Origin of the sequence: Bradyrhizobium lablabi (assembly GCF_018129385.1) — a bacterium.
GTDB lineage: Bacteria > Pseudomonadota > Alphaproteobacteria > Rhizobiales > Xanthobacteraceae > Bradyrhizobium > Bradyrhizobium lablabi_C.
In genome coordinates, this window is sequence record NZ_JAFCLN010000016.1 from 100,618 (window position 1) to 117,960 (window position 17,343).

The window sequence follows — 17,343 nt, forward strand, 5'->3', positions numbered from 1 at the left end:
CCTGACGAGCTGCAACGTCATGATTTAACGAGGTCGTTGGTGAAGAAGTCATTGATGTTGGCATCGGCCTTGGCTTGGCCCGCCTCCACCATCATGGCGAGCGTTTTCTTCCAGTCATCCGGGGACTGCCAGCCCAGCGGCTTGCCCTTGGTGTTTTCCGTATCGAAGAACTCCTTGCAGAGCGCAGTCTGCCCCCTGAGGATGTCGAAATTGAGCTGCTTGTCCGGGCGGTTCGCCATGATGGCTTTCGCGCCCTCGTCGATGTGAGCCGGATCGGCGAAGATGTATTGCCAGGCGCGGCTTTGATTGGCGACCAGCTTCGCCAGCAGATCCTTGCGCTTCTTCAACGTCTCGTCCGTCGCGATCAGTCCATAGCTTGGGAAGGCAATCCCGACATCGGCGGCCAGGATCGAACGAGCCGGCCGCTCCTTCGCCACATAAGGCTCGCCGAATTCCTTCAGCGACATGAAGCCATCCGCGCCGCCGGAAGCATAGGTCGGCACCATTGCCGCCGGCGAGACCATCACCACGTTGACCTTGTCGGGTCCTTCGCCGCGCGAAAAACCGATGCGTTTCAGATACACGTCGACGAACGGCGCCCAGGGACTGTTGGCGAAGCAGACGATCTTCTTGCCGGCAAGTTCCTTCGGCGTCTTCGGACCGGTCTTGGCGTCGACCAATGTCGCCAGATCGCCCTTGCGCAGGAAGCCGGCGAACGAGGTAACCGGAAGCCCCTGCGACCGGGCGATCGCCAGCATGCCGAGCTGGACGAGCCCGACATCGACGTTGCCGGCAGCGACCAGATTGATCGTATTGAGAGTTCCGGTGCCATCTTGCAGGTCTATTCTCAACCCGTCTTCCTTGAACCACCCTTTTGCCATGGACAAATGCAGGGCCGATTGAACGCCCCAAGGCGCAAAGTCGACACGAACCGAAAGCGCTTCATCCGCGAGGGCGCGTCCGCTGCGGAGCACGAACGGAGCAGCTATAGCGCCTCCGAGAATCGTGCGGCGTGTCAGGCCTGATGCGTTCTTACCGGAAATGACAGGCACGGCTCCCTCCTCAAGGAAATTTCTTGTCGGCGAATTTGTCGATCTCGACATCAGATCACCCTTGCATCTATCCTATGCGTTAACTGTCTAGTCAGTCAACTGACCGACCCGCGGCGTTTTCAAGCAACAACCATGCCATGGGCGCCGGCATGTCCGGTCCAATTGAAGCCGCCTCGGCGCTCATCACACTCGCCCCGATGTGATGCGGCTCGCGATGTCACGGACTGCGATATACGCAAAAACAATCGCAGGCCCCAGGGTGATGCCCGGTCCGGGATAGTTCCCTCCCATGATCGAATGCATGTCGTTGCCGCAGGCATAGAGCTTCTCGATCCGGCTGCCGTCCCGACGCAGCGCGCAGGCGGATTCATCCGTGACAAATCCCGTGGCAGCGCCGATATCGCCGGGAAAAAGCCGGACGGCGTAGAACGGCGGCGTCTCGAGCGGGCCAAGACACGGGTTTGGCGCATGATTCATGTCGCCCGCCGTAATACGCTGGTAGTCGGTCGAGCCGCGGGCGAAGTCCTCATCGATTCCTGTTTTCGCGAACTGATTGAAGCGCGTCACCGTCGCCGCAAGATTGGACTGATCGATGCCGAGCTTGGTCGCAAGCCCGGCAAGGCTTTCAGCCTGCGTCAGATAGCCGTCCTTGAGAAATGGCGTGCGTCCCCACCGGCCCGGCCTCACCATTCCGAGCCCGTATTTCCGGAGCGCCGTTTCGTCCGCGATCAAGTAAGCCGGGATCGACGGTGATTTCGCATCGGCTTCGAACATGGCCTGCGTAAAGGGATGATATGAAAGCGCTTCGTTGACGAAGCGCTGCCCGCGCTGGTTGACCGTGATCGTTCCCGGACGGCCGCGATCGAAAATGAAATGCGGAAATACAGCGGTCTCTCCATTGGACCGCTTGCGCACCGAGACCGGAGCCCAAAACGCGCTGTCGCGGCCGTCATCGCCATAACGCGCGCCCAATCCGGACAGCAGTTCGTGAAGCCCGCCGGTGTGGCCCGGCGCGCCGGGGCAATATTCGGCCACCGGCTGGCGCAACATCCTGGACCGCAATTGCGGATGCCGGTTGAAGCCGCCGGTCGCTGAAACGAAGCCGCCACGGCAGGAAAACCGGCGGGTGACGCCATCCTGCACAATCGAAACCGATGAAGGACTGCCGTTGTCGGCTTCTATCGCCGTAACCGTCGCCTTCAGCAGGACCGGCACGTTTCGATCGCGCAGCGAGATCAACAGCCGCGCGGCCAGCGCATTCCCCATCATCAAGCGGGTGCCGCGAGGGTGCGACAACCGGTCGGCCGCATGCCGCGCCAGCAATCCCGCCGAGTGGCGAAACGCCCGCCATGAGCGGCCAGCCGAGAGGAAGTTCAGCACATCCTCCTGATTGACCATCATGCCGCCGAGGACGGTGAATTCCGGGATCGGCTCGCGCACCAGCCCGAACATCGATCCCAATGCCCGCCCATCGAACGGCGCAGCCTCCAGGACTCGTCCCTTGAGCGTCGAACCCGGCAGGCTGCTGTTGTAGTCAGGGTGCAGCCGACGGGCCCTGAACTGAACCTGGGATTTCTGCTCGAGTTCGGCGACTGCGTCCGGGCCGCTGGACAGGAACGCCATTCGCATCGTTTCCGGCGACTCGTTGCCGACCGAATGCCGCAAATAGAGCGCCGCCTTTTCGAGGCTGTCGTCCGCATCGACGAGCGCCGCGTGGCGGGTGTTGGGAATCCAGGCGCTTCCGGCTGAATAGGCGCTGGTGCCGCCGACGCGATCTGTGTGCTCGACGAGCAGCGGCTTCAGGCCTGATATCGCTGCGAACAACGCGGCCGACATGCCGGCGGCGCCGGCTCCGACGACGATGACGTCGAAGGATTGACCGTCGGGGATATCGGTCAGCCTGACGGGTATCATGAGTTTCCGACCTACCAATCTCGAATTAATCCAGTTGAACGTTCATTCAACATCAGTTTATTATCGAATACAATCTCGACTTTGGCGGCGGCAGCACGGTAAAATTGTAAGTCGCGCAGCAAGATTGATATGATGAGCCCAGAATCGGTTCGTCAGATTTTCCTGGAGATATCCTTGGCACGCCGCCACAACGATCCTGCCCGAACCCGCGAGCAAATACTTATCAGGGCAACCGAAGAATTTGCCCGCTTGGGCTTCGAGGGCGGTCGGGTCGACCGGATTGCGGCGCGATGCAATCTCAGCAAGAACATGCTGTATTATTATTTCCAATCCAAGGAACGGCTGTTCGTCGCGGTGCTCGAGCGGATGTACGAACGCATGCGCGACCAGCAGAAGGACCTTGCCCTCAGGACGAGCGATCCCGTCGTCGCGCTGGAACAACTGGTCCGGCATACCTTTGCGGCGCTGCGCGGGGACCCGACGATCATCAGGTTGATGAACGAGGAAAACAAGCACAAAGGAAGGTATTTGAAGAAGTCGCAGCGTGTTCGCGAACTCTACGATCCCCTGCTCGAGACGATTGCCTTCATCCTGGAGCGCGGCAGCAAGGATGGCGTTTTCCGCAAGGGTCTTGATGCCGCGCTGATCTACCTGACCTTTTGCTCGCTCTGCTACCATTATCTGTCGAACCAGTTCACGCTGGAGATTGCGCTCGGTCGCGACATGTCGTCTGAAGCTGCGCACAGTGAATGGCTGGCGCACGCCGTCGAGACCATCATGCGCGAATGCTGCTCGGATACCGAGCGCACTTCGCTGCGCAAGAGTGCATAATTCCCTGCCCGCAGGCCCGACCGACTTCTTTGCCGGCGAGACCTGCACGAACCTTGATTATGCAATCAATCAGCATGCGCTGTGGATGTTCGACATAACGCGCAAATGAGCTGCCCTGCTCTTGCTTCCGCTATGTCGCGTCCCCGAGACGACGCCATGCCGTCCTCTTGACTAGATGGTCAAGATAGATATGATCGTGGCCATCGAGACGTGAAGGAGCAATGCGATGGGCGTCGCCAGACATCCGCTACCGGCTGAACTTGTCGGAGTTTCCCTGGAAGACATCATGAAGCGCTACACCGCGCGCTTCGCGGACCGGAAGGCCGACTGGGCCGCGTTCGAAGATGCCAAGATCGAAGGCTTCAAGCGGGCGCAACATCGCTTCATCGGCGCGGGCGGTTCCGGCAAGCACGGCGACACCAGCGTGATTCCGGCAAAGAACTTCACGCTCTCCATCATGTTCGTGCCCCCGGGCCAGGGCAACGCCGCCCATACTCACGAGGTCGAAGAAGTTTTCTTCGTCCTCCAGGGACACCTCGACGTGTTCGTCGAAGACGAGAAGGGCAACCGCGTCACCAAGCGCCTCGGCCCCTGGGAATGCATTTCCTGTCCCGCCGGCGTCATCCATGGCTACCAAAATGACAGTCTTGAGCCGGTGTATTTCCAGGTCATGCTGGGTCGCGGCCAGCCCGAGACCATGGGATATGCGGACGACGAGCTCTACAAGCGTCGCGACGCGCATCTAAAAGCCGTTTGACCGGCTTGCGGCGCGAAGGATGTCCACGGGCGCGCGCCGAATAGGGCTTGTCGGCTTTGGAGCAATCGGAAAGGACGTTGCGACGAGGCTGCTGTCGGCGTCCGACCCGCCGCACCTGACCATCCTGACGCGCAAGCCGATACCGGCAACAGCCGGTATCGACTGGGTCGGCAGCGTGTTCGACCTGATCGACAAGGCGCCGGACATCGTGATTGAAGCGGCCGGCCACGCCGCCGTCAGGGAGTGCGTGCCTCCCCTGCTCGAGGACGGGATACCGGTCGTGCTGACCTCGGTCGGCGCTCTCGCCGACGACGCCCTGGAAGCAAGCGTAAGGCACGCAGAGAAACGCGGACAGTCCGGTCTTATTCTGCCCGGCGGCGCGATCGGCGGAATTGATTATCTCCGTTCTGTTGCGCAACTGCCTGATGTTGCCGCGCGATACTGTTCGCGAAAGCCTGTAGCAGCGTGGCGACAGGAGATTGCCGCGCTTGGCCTCGACCCCGATGCCGCAACCTCGGAGATCGTGTTGTTCGAGGGAAGCGCGCGCAAGGCTGCCCTTCTCTTTCCCCAAAATTTGAACGTAGCCCTGACGATTGCGCTGGCGGTCGGCGGCATGAACGCGTTGCAAGTCCGGGTCGTTGCGGATCCACGCGTCAAACGCAATTCCCACGAAATCGAGATCGAAAGCTCCGCCGGGCGCGCCAGCTTTGTCTTCGAGAATACGCCTTCCGCCGCGAACCCGAAGACCTCCGCGGTAACTGCACTCAGTATCGTTCAAGCCGTCAAGGAACGGCTCGACGTCATTCGTCCACGAAAGGGCATGGAGTAACCGATGTCGATTGCCGAAATTCGTTCCTACATCGGGGGACGTTCCCGGATCGGGTCCGTCATGTTCGACCATGTCCGCCCCGTCGACGGCAAGGTGATCGGACACATCTTCGAAGCCGGCGTGGAGGGCGTCGAGGCCGCGGCGAAGCTTGCTTTCTCGGTGTTTCAGGCCAATCGCAAGACGCCGGTCCATCAACGTGTCGCCTGGCTACAGGCCGCCGCAACCGCGCTTGCCGCGAACGCCGAGGAAATTGCCGGACTGATCTCTGAGGACGTCGGCAAGCCGATCCGCAATTGCCGGTTCGAGGTCCGGCGCGGCGCGGAATTTCTTCAGGGATGCGCATCCGCGCTGCCTCAGTTGAACGGCGATGTCCTGCCGCTCGACAGCACTGCGACGGGCGAAGGACGTTTCGGCTTTACACGGCGCATTCCCTACGGCGTGGTCGCCGGCATCACGCCGTTCAATGCGCCGGTCAATCTTCTGGTGCAGAAGGTCGGCCCGGCAATCGCGGCCGGAAATGCCGTCATCGTCAAGCCCGCTCCCGCCGGAACGCGCACCGCGCTCAAGCTCGCCCAGCTCTTTGAGGAAGCCGGTTGGCCCGCGGGCCTCTTCACAGTCCTGACTGGAGATCGCGCGACCGCGGGCGCACTGGTCGCTCATCCGCTCGTTAGCGCGGTGTCGTTCACCGGCGGCACGGCCGGCGGCGACGCGCTCGCCCGTGCTGCGGGCGCCAAGAAATTCGTGGCCGAACTCGGATCGAACGCCGCCAATATCGTTATGGCCGACGCCGATATAGTCGATGCCGCGAAGCGGATTGCAGCGGCGGCATTCGAAGCCAGCGGGCAACAATGCATCTCCGCCCAGCGTATCCTGGTCCAGAGCTCGGTCCTTGAACAGTTCCTCGAACAATTCGTGGCGGCGGCCAAAAACATGAAGTGCGGCCAGCCCGATGATCCCGCAACCGATGTCGGACCCATGGTGAGTAAATCCTCGGCGGACCGAGTGATGGCCATGTGCGCAGACGCAATCGAACACGGCGCCCGCTATGCGCTGCCGCCCACCCAGGACAACGCGCTTGTCACCCCTGGCATCGTTTGCCACGTGGCGACGACCGCGCGTCTCTGGAAGGAAGAGGTCTTTGGCCCGATCGCGCTGGTCGCGCCATTCGATACGATCGACGAAGCCCTTCGCCTCGCCAACGATTCCCCCTTTGGCCTGCAAGGATCGGTCTTCACCCGCGATCTCGGCGCGGCTTTCCGTTTCGCGGATGACTTCGACGTCGGCGCGCTGTGGATCAATGAAGCCAGCCGCTTCCGCCTCGATCTCTATCCCTTTGGCGGCGTGAAGCAAAGCGGAGTCGGCCGGGAAGGAATCCGCTATGCTATTGACGAGCTGTCCCAGATCAAATTCATCGGCGTGAGGCCGTGAAGACAGCGGCCCAAAAGCGAGTGCGCGAACATGGTCCGACCTCCGGAGATCCCGCCCGAACTGCGCAGCCTCATGTCGGAGATCGGTCCGCGCTGGAGCGTCAATCGCCCGCAGAACATCGAGACCATGATCGAGCGGTTCAGCGACGTGTTGAAGCTGTCCCCGCGCGACGATATCGAAGCGAAGCGCAACTTGCCCTATGGACCTCATCCGCGGCAGGAGCTCGACGTCTATCGATCCGGCCGAACAACCGGGAAGCATGCCGCCGTCCTGTTCGTCCATGGTGGAGCGTTCATGGATGGACACCGCAACCGGACCGACATGGTCTATTCGAACGTGCCGGTATTTTTCGCGCGTCACGGTCTCGTCGGCATCAATGTCGGCTACCGGCTGGGTGATGAGGTCGGATATCCCGGCGCAACGGAGGACGTTGCAAGCGCGCTTCGCTGGACGCAAGCACATGCCGACGAGCTGAGCATAGATCTCAACCGCATCTTTCTGATGGGCCATTCCGCCGGCGCCGCCCACACGGGGAGCTACGCTTACGACAAGAGGCGGCAGCCCGCAAACGGCCCTGGCCTCGCCGGCCATATCGTGCTGAGCGGCCGGGTGCGCGCGGAAAACCTGCCCGAAAATCCGAACGGCGAAAAAGTCGTGCGGTACTACGGGACGAGTGATGCACGGCAGTTGGATGATTTCTCACCCGTTACGCATGTCGATGCCGACAGCGTTCCCACGCTCGTGGCATGGGGCGAATATGAAAACCCGCTCCTCGACCTGCACTGCGCAGAACTTGTCTTTCGCCTCTCGCAGGCCAAGCGGCGCAGCCCTCCAACGGTCTGGCTACGCGGCCACAACCACACCTCGACAATGGCGCATATCGGCACGGCCGACGAATTGCTGGGGCTTGCGATGCTGGATTTTATCGACCATCCCCGGTGATGCCGCGCTGACCGCCGATATCTTGTGGCAAGGCCCGTGTCTGAGGATCGAATGGTCAGAACCGGATAATGCATGAACCGCCCCGTATCACATCGCGCTGCGGTCCTGGTGCTTGTCTCCGTCGTTCTCATGTGGGGGCTGACCTGGGTTGCGACCAAGCTCATCGTGCAACACGTCGCGCCGTTCTGGGTCACGGGAATCCGCTGCGCCCTTGCGAGCGTCGTGCTTCTCGGAATGCTCGTCTTTAGCCGGCAACTTGTCCTGCCGCGACGGGGCGACATTTCCGTCATCCTTAGTATCACGCTGCTGCACCTCGTCGGATTTTCGACACTCGTCAACTTTGGACTACAGCTCGTGCCGCTCGGCCGGTCCATCGTGCTGGGCTATACCGTTCCGCTATGGGTGGCGCCTGGCGCCGCACTTTTTCTCGGCGAGCGCATGTCCAGGGGACAGAGCATCGGTGTCGCGCTGGGTCTTGCGGGCCTTGGCGTGATGTTCAATCCGTCATCGTTCGATTGGCACGACAAGAACGCGCTTCTCGGCAACGGGTGCCTGTTGCTGGCCGCTATCTCCTGGGCCGCAAATATCATCTATGTCCGGGCACACCGATGGATTTCGACACCGTTCCAGCTCACGTTCTGGCAGACGCTGCTGGCCGCCATCATCTCGTCGATCATCGCTTTGGGCGTCGAGGGCGTGCCCACAATAGAGTGGACACCGCTATTGATCGGCGCATTCGCCTTCGCGGGGATTTTCGGAACGGCTTTCGCCTACTGGGCAATGGCTGTAGCAAATCGCAGCCTGCCGGCGGTGACCACCTCGCTGGTCTTGCTGGCGACACCCGTCGTGGGCGTCGTTTGTTCAAACGTGCTCTTTGACGAAGCCGTTACACCATCGCTCATAGTGGCCATGACGATGATCCTGGGCGGAATAGCTACCGGTGTGTTCAGTGCGGCACGATCCAGTTCATCATGACCATTTTGAGCGGAGCGGCCATCGCAGCAGGTAGCGGCCAGTATGGCGTTTTCACTCAGCCAGCTACCCGAAGCGACGGCTTTTGAAATTTCCTAAATCGGATCGACCATCTCTCCGATCAAGGTGCAATCACTGAAGGAAGCACCCGTGTCGGATTTTTCAAGTTCGACGAATGGAAACCTTCCCTGACCCACCAGCCATTGGGTCTCGACATCCACGGTCGCGTGAAAAAATGTATTCGGGGAGACGGCCGGATCTTTGATCATGGTCAATGGAAGATGGCGGCTGATCGCGGAACCACCACCGGATGTCGCTGCAATATTGAGGGCCGCTCTTAGCATCGGCTTTGCACTGATAAATGTGCAATGCACCTTGCGGATCATAACGAGCTTGTTTGCCGGCAACTGGGAGAAATACATTCGGCAGAAGGTTGGGTTGCATGCGAGGGCATCCTGCACAACCGTTTCGTCGTAGTACTTGCCATACTGGAGCGCCACCGAGTGCGCCTGGCTTCCGGCGACAAGGCCGATTGCAACGGCAGCGAATGGAAGAAAACGTGTAAAGTTCATTTCGGGCTCCATTGTTAAAGTAGAGGTACATTCCAATCGGAATGCCAGATCGCGTCAATCTGAGCGGATGCGAAATAAAGCCACGGGGCAGCGATCCATCTCACGACCATGCCGGTCGTCCGACCACCGGCGAAGCGCGATGTCTGGATGCGAAGGAGCTGCACCGGCCGTGGACGATGTACGGGGATGATGCTGGCGCTGGAAAAGATTGTGGCGCAGAGTTTCAGGGGCGGCGCTTAAGGCCTCGCACCGCGACTGGCCGTACCGACATGCCCCTTCTGTGATTGCTGCGAGGGCCTCTCACCCTTAGCTGCTTGAACGCATGAATGGCCCGGTCAGCGCACCAGGCTTCGAACCCGGGACCCGCTGATCAAGATTCAGCAGGTCCAAAGATAGCGATCCGGTGCTTGATTCGTATGCGTCTCGAAAAATTACCGTCGCTCAAAAACCTCGCAATGCCTTCTCATGCGCGATCGCCTGCTCCAGGGAATTCAGCAGGCTTTGAACGTCCGCAATGTCCTGCGCGCGCCCGAGAAACACCACGGGATAGGTCATCACGTCCTGCGCCAGGTATCGACGCTTGTCGATTAACATCTGGCGCAGCTTCTCGAGGTTCTCGATCGGATCGCCGAACGTCGCCTCGCCGAAATCGTCGGTCGGCCGCGCGTAACCGGATGTATCCGCCAATGTGTCATATTGCTCGGGCGCCGGTGGCTTCTGGAACATGATTTGACCTTTCTCAGGTGGATGCCGTCACACGGCATTGGAAAGTGGAAGCTTCAGCGCCCTGAAATCGGGCATGTCGAAGTGCATGTTGGGAATGTCGGCGCTCAGCAGGGGGCGCAGCGCCGGATCGCTGAAGAAGATATCGTTCTTGGGATCCAGCCGCCCCTCGGTGATCCCTTCGGCGAACTTCTGGGTGAAATGAACCAGCGGCCGGATTTTGGTTTCCCAGGCCGTGAGCGCGTCCGATAGCGGACCGCTCAACAGATCGGTGGCGCCCAGCGAATAGGCCGTCATCATCGCCGAGTTCGCCCCCTGGCCCAGCGCCGGGGTCATGCCATGCGCGGCATCGCCGATCAGGACGCATTTTCCGTAATGCCAGGCAGGCGGAAAGATCGAGTGATACTCGTCATAATGCCCGCTCGAACCGACCCGGTCGATATACCGCCCGAGTGTCGGAAACGTAGCTTTCCACAGCGCCGGATCGATCGGCATTTGCAGCGCTTCCGGATCCGACAACAACGCTACCAGGATCATGTACATCGTATGCGACGAGCAGGGCAGAAGCCCGATACGGCGTCCGCTTGGATCGTTGTACTCCGTCGCGACGCGGTCATTTCCATCGGGGAAGTCGCCGGGATGGATTGGAATGAGCAACCTGATCGCACCCTTGCGATGCTTGCCCAGTGGAAGCGAGCCCGCGACCGACTTCCTGACGACCGAATGGATGCCGTCGGCGGCAACGATGAGGTCGGCTTCAAGCCGGCGCCCGCCCTCGAGATGCAGAACGCCTTCACGCTCGGCGCCGACAGCCCTGGAGCCGGTTTCGATTTTCACGCCGGCCTTGGCCGCCGCCTCCGCCAGCGGATCGACCAGCGCCTGACGCTGGAACATCACGATGCGGCCACCGGTTGCCGTAAAGGGCTCGTATTCGTGCGTCTGCTGGCCGGAGCTCAGCCTAATGATCCATTTGTTGAGCTGGTGTCCGCGCTTCTGGATGGCGTCCCCGAGCCCGAGCGCTTCAAGGATGCGCAGTCCATTCTCGAATATCGGCAGTCCGTTGCCACCCGCCCGCAGCGCGTCGCTTCGCTCGTGCAGCCTGACCGACCATCCACGTTTGGCGAGTTGAATGCTTGCGACAAGGCCCGCAACGCCGCCGCCGACGATTTCCGCAGCAGGCATTATTGCACGCCTCCGAGCGCATCGTGCCATATTTGCGGAAGAGATCCGGCCGCGCCTTCGACGGGATCGAACACCGGAATGGGCACGCGCCGGGAGCGTTCGACCATCCGGCCGTACTCCTCGACATAGCCCAGCCGGAAGTCGTGGATGGCGTGGCCAAGCGGGAATGCGCCGGTCAGGCGCAAATCTTCGGTGATGGATTCGCCGAAATGTCCGACGCCGGCGGGGATCACCACGAAGTCCCCCATTGTCATGGTGATCTGCACGCCCTCGGGACCGCCGAACCGCCCTACCAGCGTGCCGCGCGTGACCGCGATCAATTCGTGCGTATCGCTGTGGAAATGGTGGCGCGGATACATTCCAAAGGAGCTGTGCCAGTCCGTCGGCCACTCGTTCTGCCGAAAATGGTCTTCCAGCTCGAGCGGCCGCATCTCGAAGGCCTGCCGGTAGATCAGGACCGGCAGACGCGAATTCGGAATCCGTCCATTGCCTTTCAGCACGTAGGTTTCGATGTCCATCAAAAGCTCCTCCCAAAGCATCTGCCTCCGCCGGAGCGGAAGCGCGACGGCGTTACCGCGCGGTGGCCGGCCCTATCAGCTCAGCCGGAACTGCGCATCGTGAGACCGTCGAGAAAGATGTCGATGCCGTCTGCATAAACCTGCTCGATCGTCCGCTCGTAGATCGTCGTCCGGCCCGCCACCGCGAGGTACGCGTTGCCCATCCATTGCCCCCACAGGGAGAGCGTGGCGGCGCGCGCGTCGATCGGCCGGGCCTCCCCCCGCGCAATTCCCAGCTTGATCGCCTCCTCGATCGTCAGGATGCCGTCGTTGAGCCGCTCGCTGATCTTGGCGGCGGCATCGGGCGGCAAGGTCTCCTTGCGGCCGGGCATGAAGAAGAACGACAGCGTCGTGAAGTACTCGGGATGGACGCGGAAGAAATTCATGTAGGACGTCGACATCCGGAACAGGTTGTTGCGCACCGAGTCGTTGCGGTCGAACGATGTCGTCAGCATCGTGATCATCGCATCGAGGTCGCGCAGCAGCAGCTCCGTGTACACCTCCTGCTTGCTCTTGAAATACAGATAGATCGTCGCCCGCGAGATGCCGGCGGTATCCGCGATGTCGTCCATCGTGACCGAAGCATATTCGCCCGCGAGAAAGATCTGCTTCGCAGCATCCAGTATCTCCGCGCGCCGGCGCACGATCCGCTTCGAGCGGCGGCGTTCTCTCGTCGCCTCCGGATTTCGCTTGCGATCAGATTCCAAGATAGGCACGCCTCAATCCATCGTCCTGAAGAAGAGTAGCGCCGAGACCCTGCATGGCGCTCCGTCCGCTTTCCAGCACATACGCGTAATCGGCCGTTTCGAGCGCGTGCACGACCTGCTGCTCGACGAGCAGGATCGGCACGCCCTGGTCCCGAATCGTCTTCACCAGCTTGAATACTTCTTCGACCAGCATCGGCGCCAGCCCGAGCGTCGGCTCATCCAGCATCAACAGGCGCGGACACGACATCAGCCCGCGCCCGATGGCGCACATCTGCTGCTCGCCTCCGGACAAGGTGCCGGCCAGTTGGTCGCGCCGTTCCGCCAGGCGCGGCAACAGGTCGAAGATGAACTCGAGCTGCTGCTTGCGCCGGCCGCGCGCGGCCTTGCCGTACGCGCCGATTTCCAGGTTTTCCAGCACGCTCATGAATGGAAACAGCCGGCGTCCCTCCGGGACGTGGATCAGGCCCTGCTCGACGATCTGGTGCGGCGCCAGCCGCGAAATGTCCTTGCCGTCGAACTCGATGCTGCCGTCCCGGTTTTTGACCAGCGCCGAGATCGCGGAAAGAGTGGTCGTCTTCCCTGCCCCGTTGCCGCCGACCAGGCCGACGATCTGCCCCGCCCCGACATCGAGCGAGAGCTGCTCGACGGCCCGGACGTCACCAAAATTCACATTGAGGTCGCGAACGCGCAGCATCGCCTAGCTCCCGATCGCCGCGAAGTTGGGACCAAGATACGCCGACAGCACGACGGGATCGCGCGTGACCTCGGCAGGCGTTCCCGTCGCGATCGGCCGGCCGTTTTGCAGCACCAGAATGTGATCCGAAAGCTGCATCACCGCGCTCATGTGATGCTCGATGACCACGAGCGCGATCCCTCGTTCCCGCAGCCGCCGGATGAAGCCGATCATCTTCTTGACTTCGATCGGGATCAGGCCGCCCATGACCTCGTCGAGCAAGAGCGCGCGAGGCGACGTCGCGAGAACCTTGGCCATCTCCAGCCGCTTGCGGTCGCCGATCGGCAATTGCCCGGCATACACGTCGCAAAGCGCGGACATGTCGAGTTCATCCAGCACCTGCCGGGCAATCTCACGCGCGGCGTCGATCGACCGGGCACGAAGCATCGCTCCCATCACGACATTGTCGAGCACGCTCAGGCCGCGAAACGGTTGCACGATCTGGAATGTCCGTGCGAGGCCGGTCCGGCATCGGCTCTCCGGCGACATGCTTCCCAAATCGTGGTCGTCGAGCGACACCGAGCCGATGTCCGGCTTGATAAAGCCGGTCAGCAGATTGAATACCGTGGTCTTGCCCGCGCCGTTCGGCCCGATAATGGAGAGAATCTCGCCGGGACGCGCCTCGAAGCTGACATCCTTGACCGCCGTCAAGCCGCCGAAGCGCTTCGTCAAATCCTTTGCCTTCAGGACCGCCACGCTGCTCTCCTTTTCAGGAACGCGTGCGTCAAGGGTCCAAGCCCGTTCGGGGCGGCCATCAACACCAGGATGACGATCGCGGCATAGGCAAGTTGCGTCAGGCCGGAGATTTGATCGCCAAGATAGACCTGCATGACGACCGACACGATCGACACCAGAAGCGCGCCGACGATCGGGCCGTATGCCGTGCCCAGCCCTCCGACGATCGCCATCAGCGCAAAGTTGAGCGAGAGGTTCAGGCCCATCACGCTATCGGGATCGACATACAGGTAATACTGCGCATGCACCGTCCCGCAGATGCTGATCAGCCCGGCGGAGAGCGCGAATACCCCGATGCGGAGCGGCAAGGTACGAATGCCGAGCGCGCGGGCAGCGTCATGGTTTTCCCGGAACGCGACCAGCCCATAGCCGACCTTGCTGGCGGCGATCAGGCGCGTAATGACGTAGAACACGATCACGAGTGCCAGCGCGATGTAGGTGTAGACCATCTTGTCGGCGAAGATCAGGTTCGCCGGGTTCGGCCGAAGCGGTATCGCCAGGCCCGACGCCCCGCCGGTGAAATCGCGCAAATTGATGGCGCTTATGTGCACGACGGCGCCGAAGGCAAGCGTCGACATCACGAAGAACGAGCCCTTCAGCCGCATGGTGACGGCACCCAGGAACACCGCGCAGATCGCGCTGACAATTGCGCCGAGCCACATTCCAATGAGCGGGCTGATCCCCGCCTTCAGGAAGAGAATCGTCGAGACATAGGCGCCAATGCCGTAGAAGGCCGCATGGCCCAGCGAGAGCTGGCCCGCATATCCCCCGCTCAAATTCCAGGCGAGCGATGCGGCGGCGCTCAGAAACGCCAGGGTCAGGGCCGCCACAAGGAATGCGTCGGAAAAGACCAGCGGCAAGGCGGCCAGCGCGGCGAAGCCGGCAATGGGCGGCAGGAGCGCGGAGAGCGGAGAATTCGTCACGTGACATCCATGACTTCGGCGCCCTTGCGGCCGAGCAAGCCGTTGGGACGCAAGGCAAGCACGACCATGAAGAGCACGAAGTAAACGAGCTGCTTCAGTTCTCCTCCTGCAAAATATCCCGTGAAAGACTCCACGACGCCGATCAGAAGGCCGGCGATGACAGCGCCTGCTATGCTTCCCATCCCGCCGAGCACAACGATGACGAATGAAATGAGGATCATGTCGGCGCCGGTATAGGGATTTACCGGATACAACGGGGAGAGAAGAACGCCCGCCGCGCCGACCAACGCACAACCGAGCGCGAATGTGACCGCGTAGATCCAGTCGACATTGATGCCGACCAGGCGCGCCGAACGGCGGTCTTGCGCCGTGGCGCGTATCGCACTCCCCATGTAGGTGTACTTCAGGAAAGCGGCGAGGCCGCCGGCCAGCGCCAGCGCCACCACAAAGACCGCGACACGCAGCCAGGACACGTAGAGCGGCCCGATCTGGAACGCGGCGGTCGCGTAAGACGTCCGGACGGTTCGAAAGTCGGACGTGAACAGCGTCAGCAGCAGGTTCTGCAGGAACAGCGACAGGGCGAAGGTCACAAACACCTGGACGACATGAGGCGCCTCGAGCGTCGGACGGATCAACAGGCGCTCGGTCAGGAGCCCGAGGACGAACAGCAGGGGTACGACCGCGATACTGGCGACAAAGGGATCGATGCCGACGCGCTGGAACATGAAGTAGGTCAGGTACATCGCGATCGTCAGGTACTCGCCATGGGCAAAGTTCACGACGCGCAGGACGCCGAAGACCAGCGTCAAGCCGACGCTGATCAACGCGTACACTCCGCCGATAAACAGGCCGGACAGAGCGAGCTGAACGTAAATGTCCATGCGCGTACCTGGGGTCGCTGCCTTGGTCGCGCGTTACCGCGCGTTCCAGGCGGGCAGCGGCACCATGACGGGATCCTGAACCTTGTTGGCCGCCGGATAGACCGAAATCATCTTCTGGTTCTGCCATTGCACGACGCTGCCGAACGCGCGCTGGTTCTGGCCCTTCTCGTCGAACTTCAATCCCCAGCCGTTGATGTACGAGCCGGCCGGCACGTCGGCCTTCAACGCTGCCTCACGAAGGTCGGCGGCGCCATCCGATGCAGCCTTGCCCAGGATGTCGCGCGCAAGTGCGAGACCCACGACAAATCCGAGCGACTCCTGAACCGCCGGCATCACCTTGTACTTCGCCTCATAGCGCTTCACGAATTCTTCGCGATCCGCACGCGCTTCCGGTGCCAGGGAATTTACGTTTGCCTCGAGCGGAAACGACGATGAGAAAATCCCGTTGACATCCTTGCCGATTGCCTCGGCCAGCGACAGCGTGGAATGGCCGGCGCTGGTGCCGACGAACGCCTTCGGACTGTAGTTCATCTCCTTCATCTGACGCTGGAGAAGAATGGCGTCGTTGATGAATTGCGTAGCGATGATCACGTCCGGATCCAGCGCGCGCAACTTCAACACCAATGCCGACAGATCGGTGGTCTTGGCGGAATAGAGCTCGCGCAATCCGATCTTGATGCCGAGCTTGTCGGCCTGATCGATAGCGGCCTTGGATACGTCGACGCCGAATGCGGAATCTTCCGCGACGACCGCCACCTTGAGGTTTTTCGGCTCGATTTTCAGCATCGGCGCAAGGACTTCCGCCACATAGAGAGGCGCGGGCTGCCCGAGACCCGCGGCGCTCAAACCCATGCGAAACACGCTCTTGAAATCGCGCTCCGTATAGTTGTTGGCAACCGCCATCCCTTCCCAGTAGAAGGCTCCGTTGCGCTCCGCCTCCTGGCTCGCCACCATGCCGACGGCGCTCGTCGAACTGCCGACGAAAATCTTCACGCCCTCGCGCGAGGCAAGGCGGTTGGTCTCGCTGATCGCCGCTTGCGGGCTGTTTCCGTCGCCCTTGAACAGTTGAATCTTGCGGCCCTTCACACCGCCGCGATCGTTGATGAGATCGATCGCCGTCTCGACGCCCTGAAAATTCTGGTTGCCGAAGACGGAATTGCCGCCGGTGAGCGGAAAGATGCCGCCGATCTTGATCGGCTCCTGCGCGAACGAAGGCCGCACTGCGAGAACGACGGGCGCTGCTGCAAGGAAGCCGAGAACCTTTCGGCGCGGAAGACGATGCTTGGACTGAGACATGCTTTACCCCCTTGTGAAGCCTCGATCCCAAGTCGACCGACAAGAACAATTCAGAAGGCTGGTCGTCAGACCAACATGCATTCAGCAGCCGCGCCGGAATGGCACGTCCACGAATCCCCCGAGCAATGAAGGTCAACCGGCCGCGTTTTGCTCAGCACGCCGGCAACTAACCCGCCTTCAACCTGAACGCCATTCCTGTCCATCAATTTGAGTATTGTAATGTTATCGTACAAAAATTAGACATGTAAAGGCATACTGTCTAATTTTTGTTGCACGCATCGTCGCACCCCCGCATCTGGCAACCTCCAC

The 17,343-nt window shown here is 61.3% G+C and carries 18 protein-coding genes; 6 read left to right on the forward strand and 12 right to left on the reverse strand.

Annotated elements, in window-relative coordinates:
* Positions 1-17: 17 nt before the first annotated feature.
* Both JQ628_RS25420 and JQ628_RS25425 read right to left on the reverse strand, forming a co-directional pair.
* Positions 18-1,103 carry an ABC transporter substrate-binding protein gene (locus tag JQ628_RS25420; protein ID WP_212226614.1) on the reverse strand — a complete coding sequence of 362 codons (1,086 nt, stop codon included), beginning with the start codon at positions 1,101-1,103 and terminating at the stop codon, positions 18-20.
* Between the two features lie 132 nt (positions 1,104-1,235).
* Positions 1,236-2,966, reverse strand: a complete 1,731-nt coding sequence (locus tag JQ628_RS25425; RefSeq protein WP_212226616.1) for an FAD-dependent oxidoreductase — start codon at positions 2,964-2,966, stop codon at positions 1,236-1,238.
* 174 nt (positions 2,967-3,140) lie between these two features.
* Here JQ628_RS25425 and JQ628_RS25430 point away from each other — a divergent pair, with 174 nt between their 5' ends.
* The 6 genes from JQ628_RS25430 to JQ628_RS25455 all read left to right on the forward strand — a co-directional run bounded on the left by JQ628_RS25430 (position 3,141) and on the right by JQ628_RS25455 (position 8,728).
* On the forward strand, positions 3,141-3,797 hold the full coding sequence (locus JQ628_RS25430; RefSeq protein WP_212226618.1) for a TetR family transcriptional regulator: 657 nt from the start codon (positions 3,141-3,143) through the stop codon (positions 3,795-3,797).
* Between the two features lie 286 nt (positions 3,798-4,083).
* A complete protein-coding gene (locus JQ628_RS25435; RefSeq protein WP_249128385.1) occupies positions 4,084-4,554 on the forward strand; it encodes a cupin domain-containing protein in 471 nt (156 codons plus the stop codon).
* A 19-nt stretch (positions 4,555-4,573) separates the two neighbouring features.
* Complete coding sequence (locus tag JQ628_RS25440; protein WP_212226622.1) at positions 4,574-5,383, forward strand: aspartate dehydrogenase; 810 nt, start codon at positions 4,574-4,576, stop codon at positions 5,381-5,383.
* 3 nt (positions 5,384-5,386) lie between these two features.
* On the forward strand, positions 5,387-6,811 hold the full coding sequence (locus JQ628_RS25445) for an aldehyde dehydrogenase family protein (protein ID WP_212226624.1): 1,425 nt from the start codon (positions 5,387-5,389) through the stop codon (positions 6,809-6,811).
* Positions 6,812-6,841: 30 nt separating this feature from the next.
* Positions 6,842-7,753 (forward strand): alpha/beta hydrolase, encoded by a 912-nt coding sequence (locus JQ628_RS25450; RefSeq protein WP_212226625.1) that lies wholly within the window; start codon positions 6,842-6,844, stop codon positions 7,751-7,753.
* Positions 7,754-7,825: 72 nt separating this feature from the next.
* A complete protein-coding gene (locus tag JQ628_RS25455; protein WP_212226627.1) occupies positions 7,826-8,728 on the forward strand; it encodes a DMT family transporter in 903 nt (300 codons plus the stop codon).
* 92 nt (positions 8,729-8,820) lie between these two features.
* On the opposite strand, the gene JQ628_RS25460 is transcribed toward JQ628_RS25455, so the two are convergent.
* From JQ628_RS25460 to JQ628_RS25505, 10 genes are all read right to left on the reverse strand, one after another.
* On the reverse strand, positions 8,821-9,297 hold the full coding sequence (locus tag JQ628_RS25460) for a hypothetical protein (protein ID WP_212226628.1): 477 nt from the start codon (positions 9,295-9,297) through the stop codon (positions 8,821-8,823).
* A gap of 441 nt (positions 9,298-9,738) precedes the next feature.
* Positions 9,739-10,023 (reverse strand): hypothetical protein, encoded by a 285-nt coding sequence (locus JQ628_RS25465; protein WP_212226629.1) that lies wholly within the window; start codon positions 10,021-10,023, stop codon positions 9,739-9,741.
* Positions 10,024-10,050: 27 nt separating this feature from the next.
* On the reverse strand, positions 10,051-11,202 hold the full coding sequence (locus tag JQ628_RS25470; RefSeq protein ID WP_212226630.1) for an FAD-dependent oxidoreductase: 1,152 nt from the start codon (positions 11,200-11,202) through the stop codon (positions 10,051-10,053).
* Complete coding sequence (locus JQ628_RS25475) at positions 11,202-11,720, reverse strand: cupin domain-containing protein (RefSeq protein WP_212226631.1); 519 nt, start codon at positions 11,718-11,720, stop codon at positions 11,202-11,204. The genes JQ628_RS25470 and JQ628_RS25475 overlap by 1 nt, the downstream gene beginning before the upstream one ends.
* Positions 11,721-11,800: 80 nt before the next feature.
* Entirely contained in the window at positions 11,801-12,466 is a 666-nt protein-coding gene (locus JQ628_RS25480) for a TetR/AcrR family transcriptional regulator (protein ID WP_212226632.1), read from the reverse strand.
* Entirely contained in the window at positions 12,456-13,160 is a 705-nt protein-coding gene (locus JQ628_RS25485) for an ABC transporter ATP-binding protein (RefSeq protein ID WP_212226633.1), read from the reverse strand. The genes JQ628_RS25480 and JQ628_RS25485 overlap by 11 nt, the downstream gene beginning before the upstream one ends.
* Positions 13,161-13,163: 3 nt before the next feature.
* Positions 13,164-13,895: an ABC transporter ATP-binding protein gene (locus tag JQ628_RS25490; RefSeq protein WP_212226634.1), complete on the reverse strand. Its 732-nt coding sequence runs from the start codon at positions 13,893-13,895 to the stop codon at positions 13,164-13,166.
* Positions 13,883-14,857: a branched-chain amino acid ABC transporter permease gene (locus tag JQ628_RS25495; protein ID WP_212226636.1), complete on the reverse strand. Its 975-nt coding sequence runs from the start codon at positions 14,855-14,857 to the stop codon at positions 13,883-13,885. The genes JQ628_RS25490 and JQ628_RS25495 overlap by 13 nt, the downstream gene beginning before the upstream one ends.
* Positions 14,854-15,738: a branched-chain amino acid ABC transporter permease gene (locus tag JQ628_RS25500; RefSeq protein WP_212226638.1), complete on the reverse strand. Its 885-nt coding sequence runs from the start codon at positions 15,736-15,738 to the stop codon at positions 14,854-14,856. The genes JQ628_RS25495 and JQ628_RS25500 overlap by 4 nt, the downstream gene beginning before the upstream one ends.
* A gap of 33 nt (positions 15,739-15,771) precedes the next feature.
* Positions 15,772-17,034: an ABC transporter substrate-binding protein gene (locus JQ628_RS25505; RefSeq protein WP_212226640.1), complete on the reverse strand. Its 1,263-nt coding sequence runs from the start codon at positions 17,032-17,034 to the stop codon at positions 15,772-15,774.
* Positions 17,035-17,343: the final 309 nt, after the last annotated feature.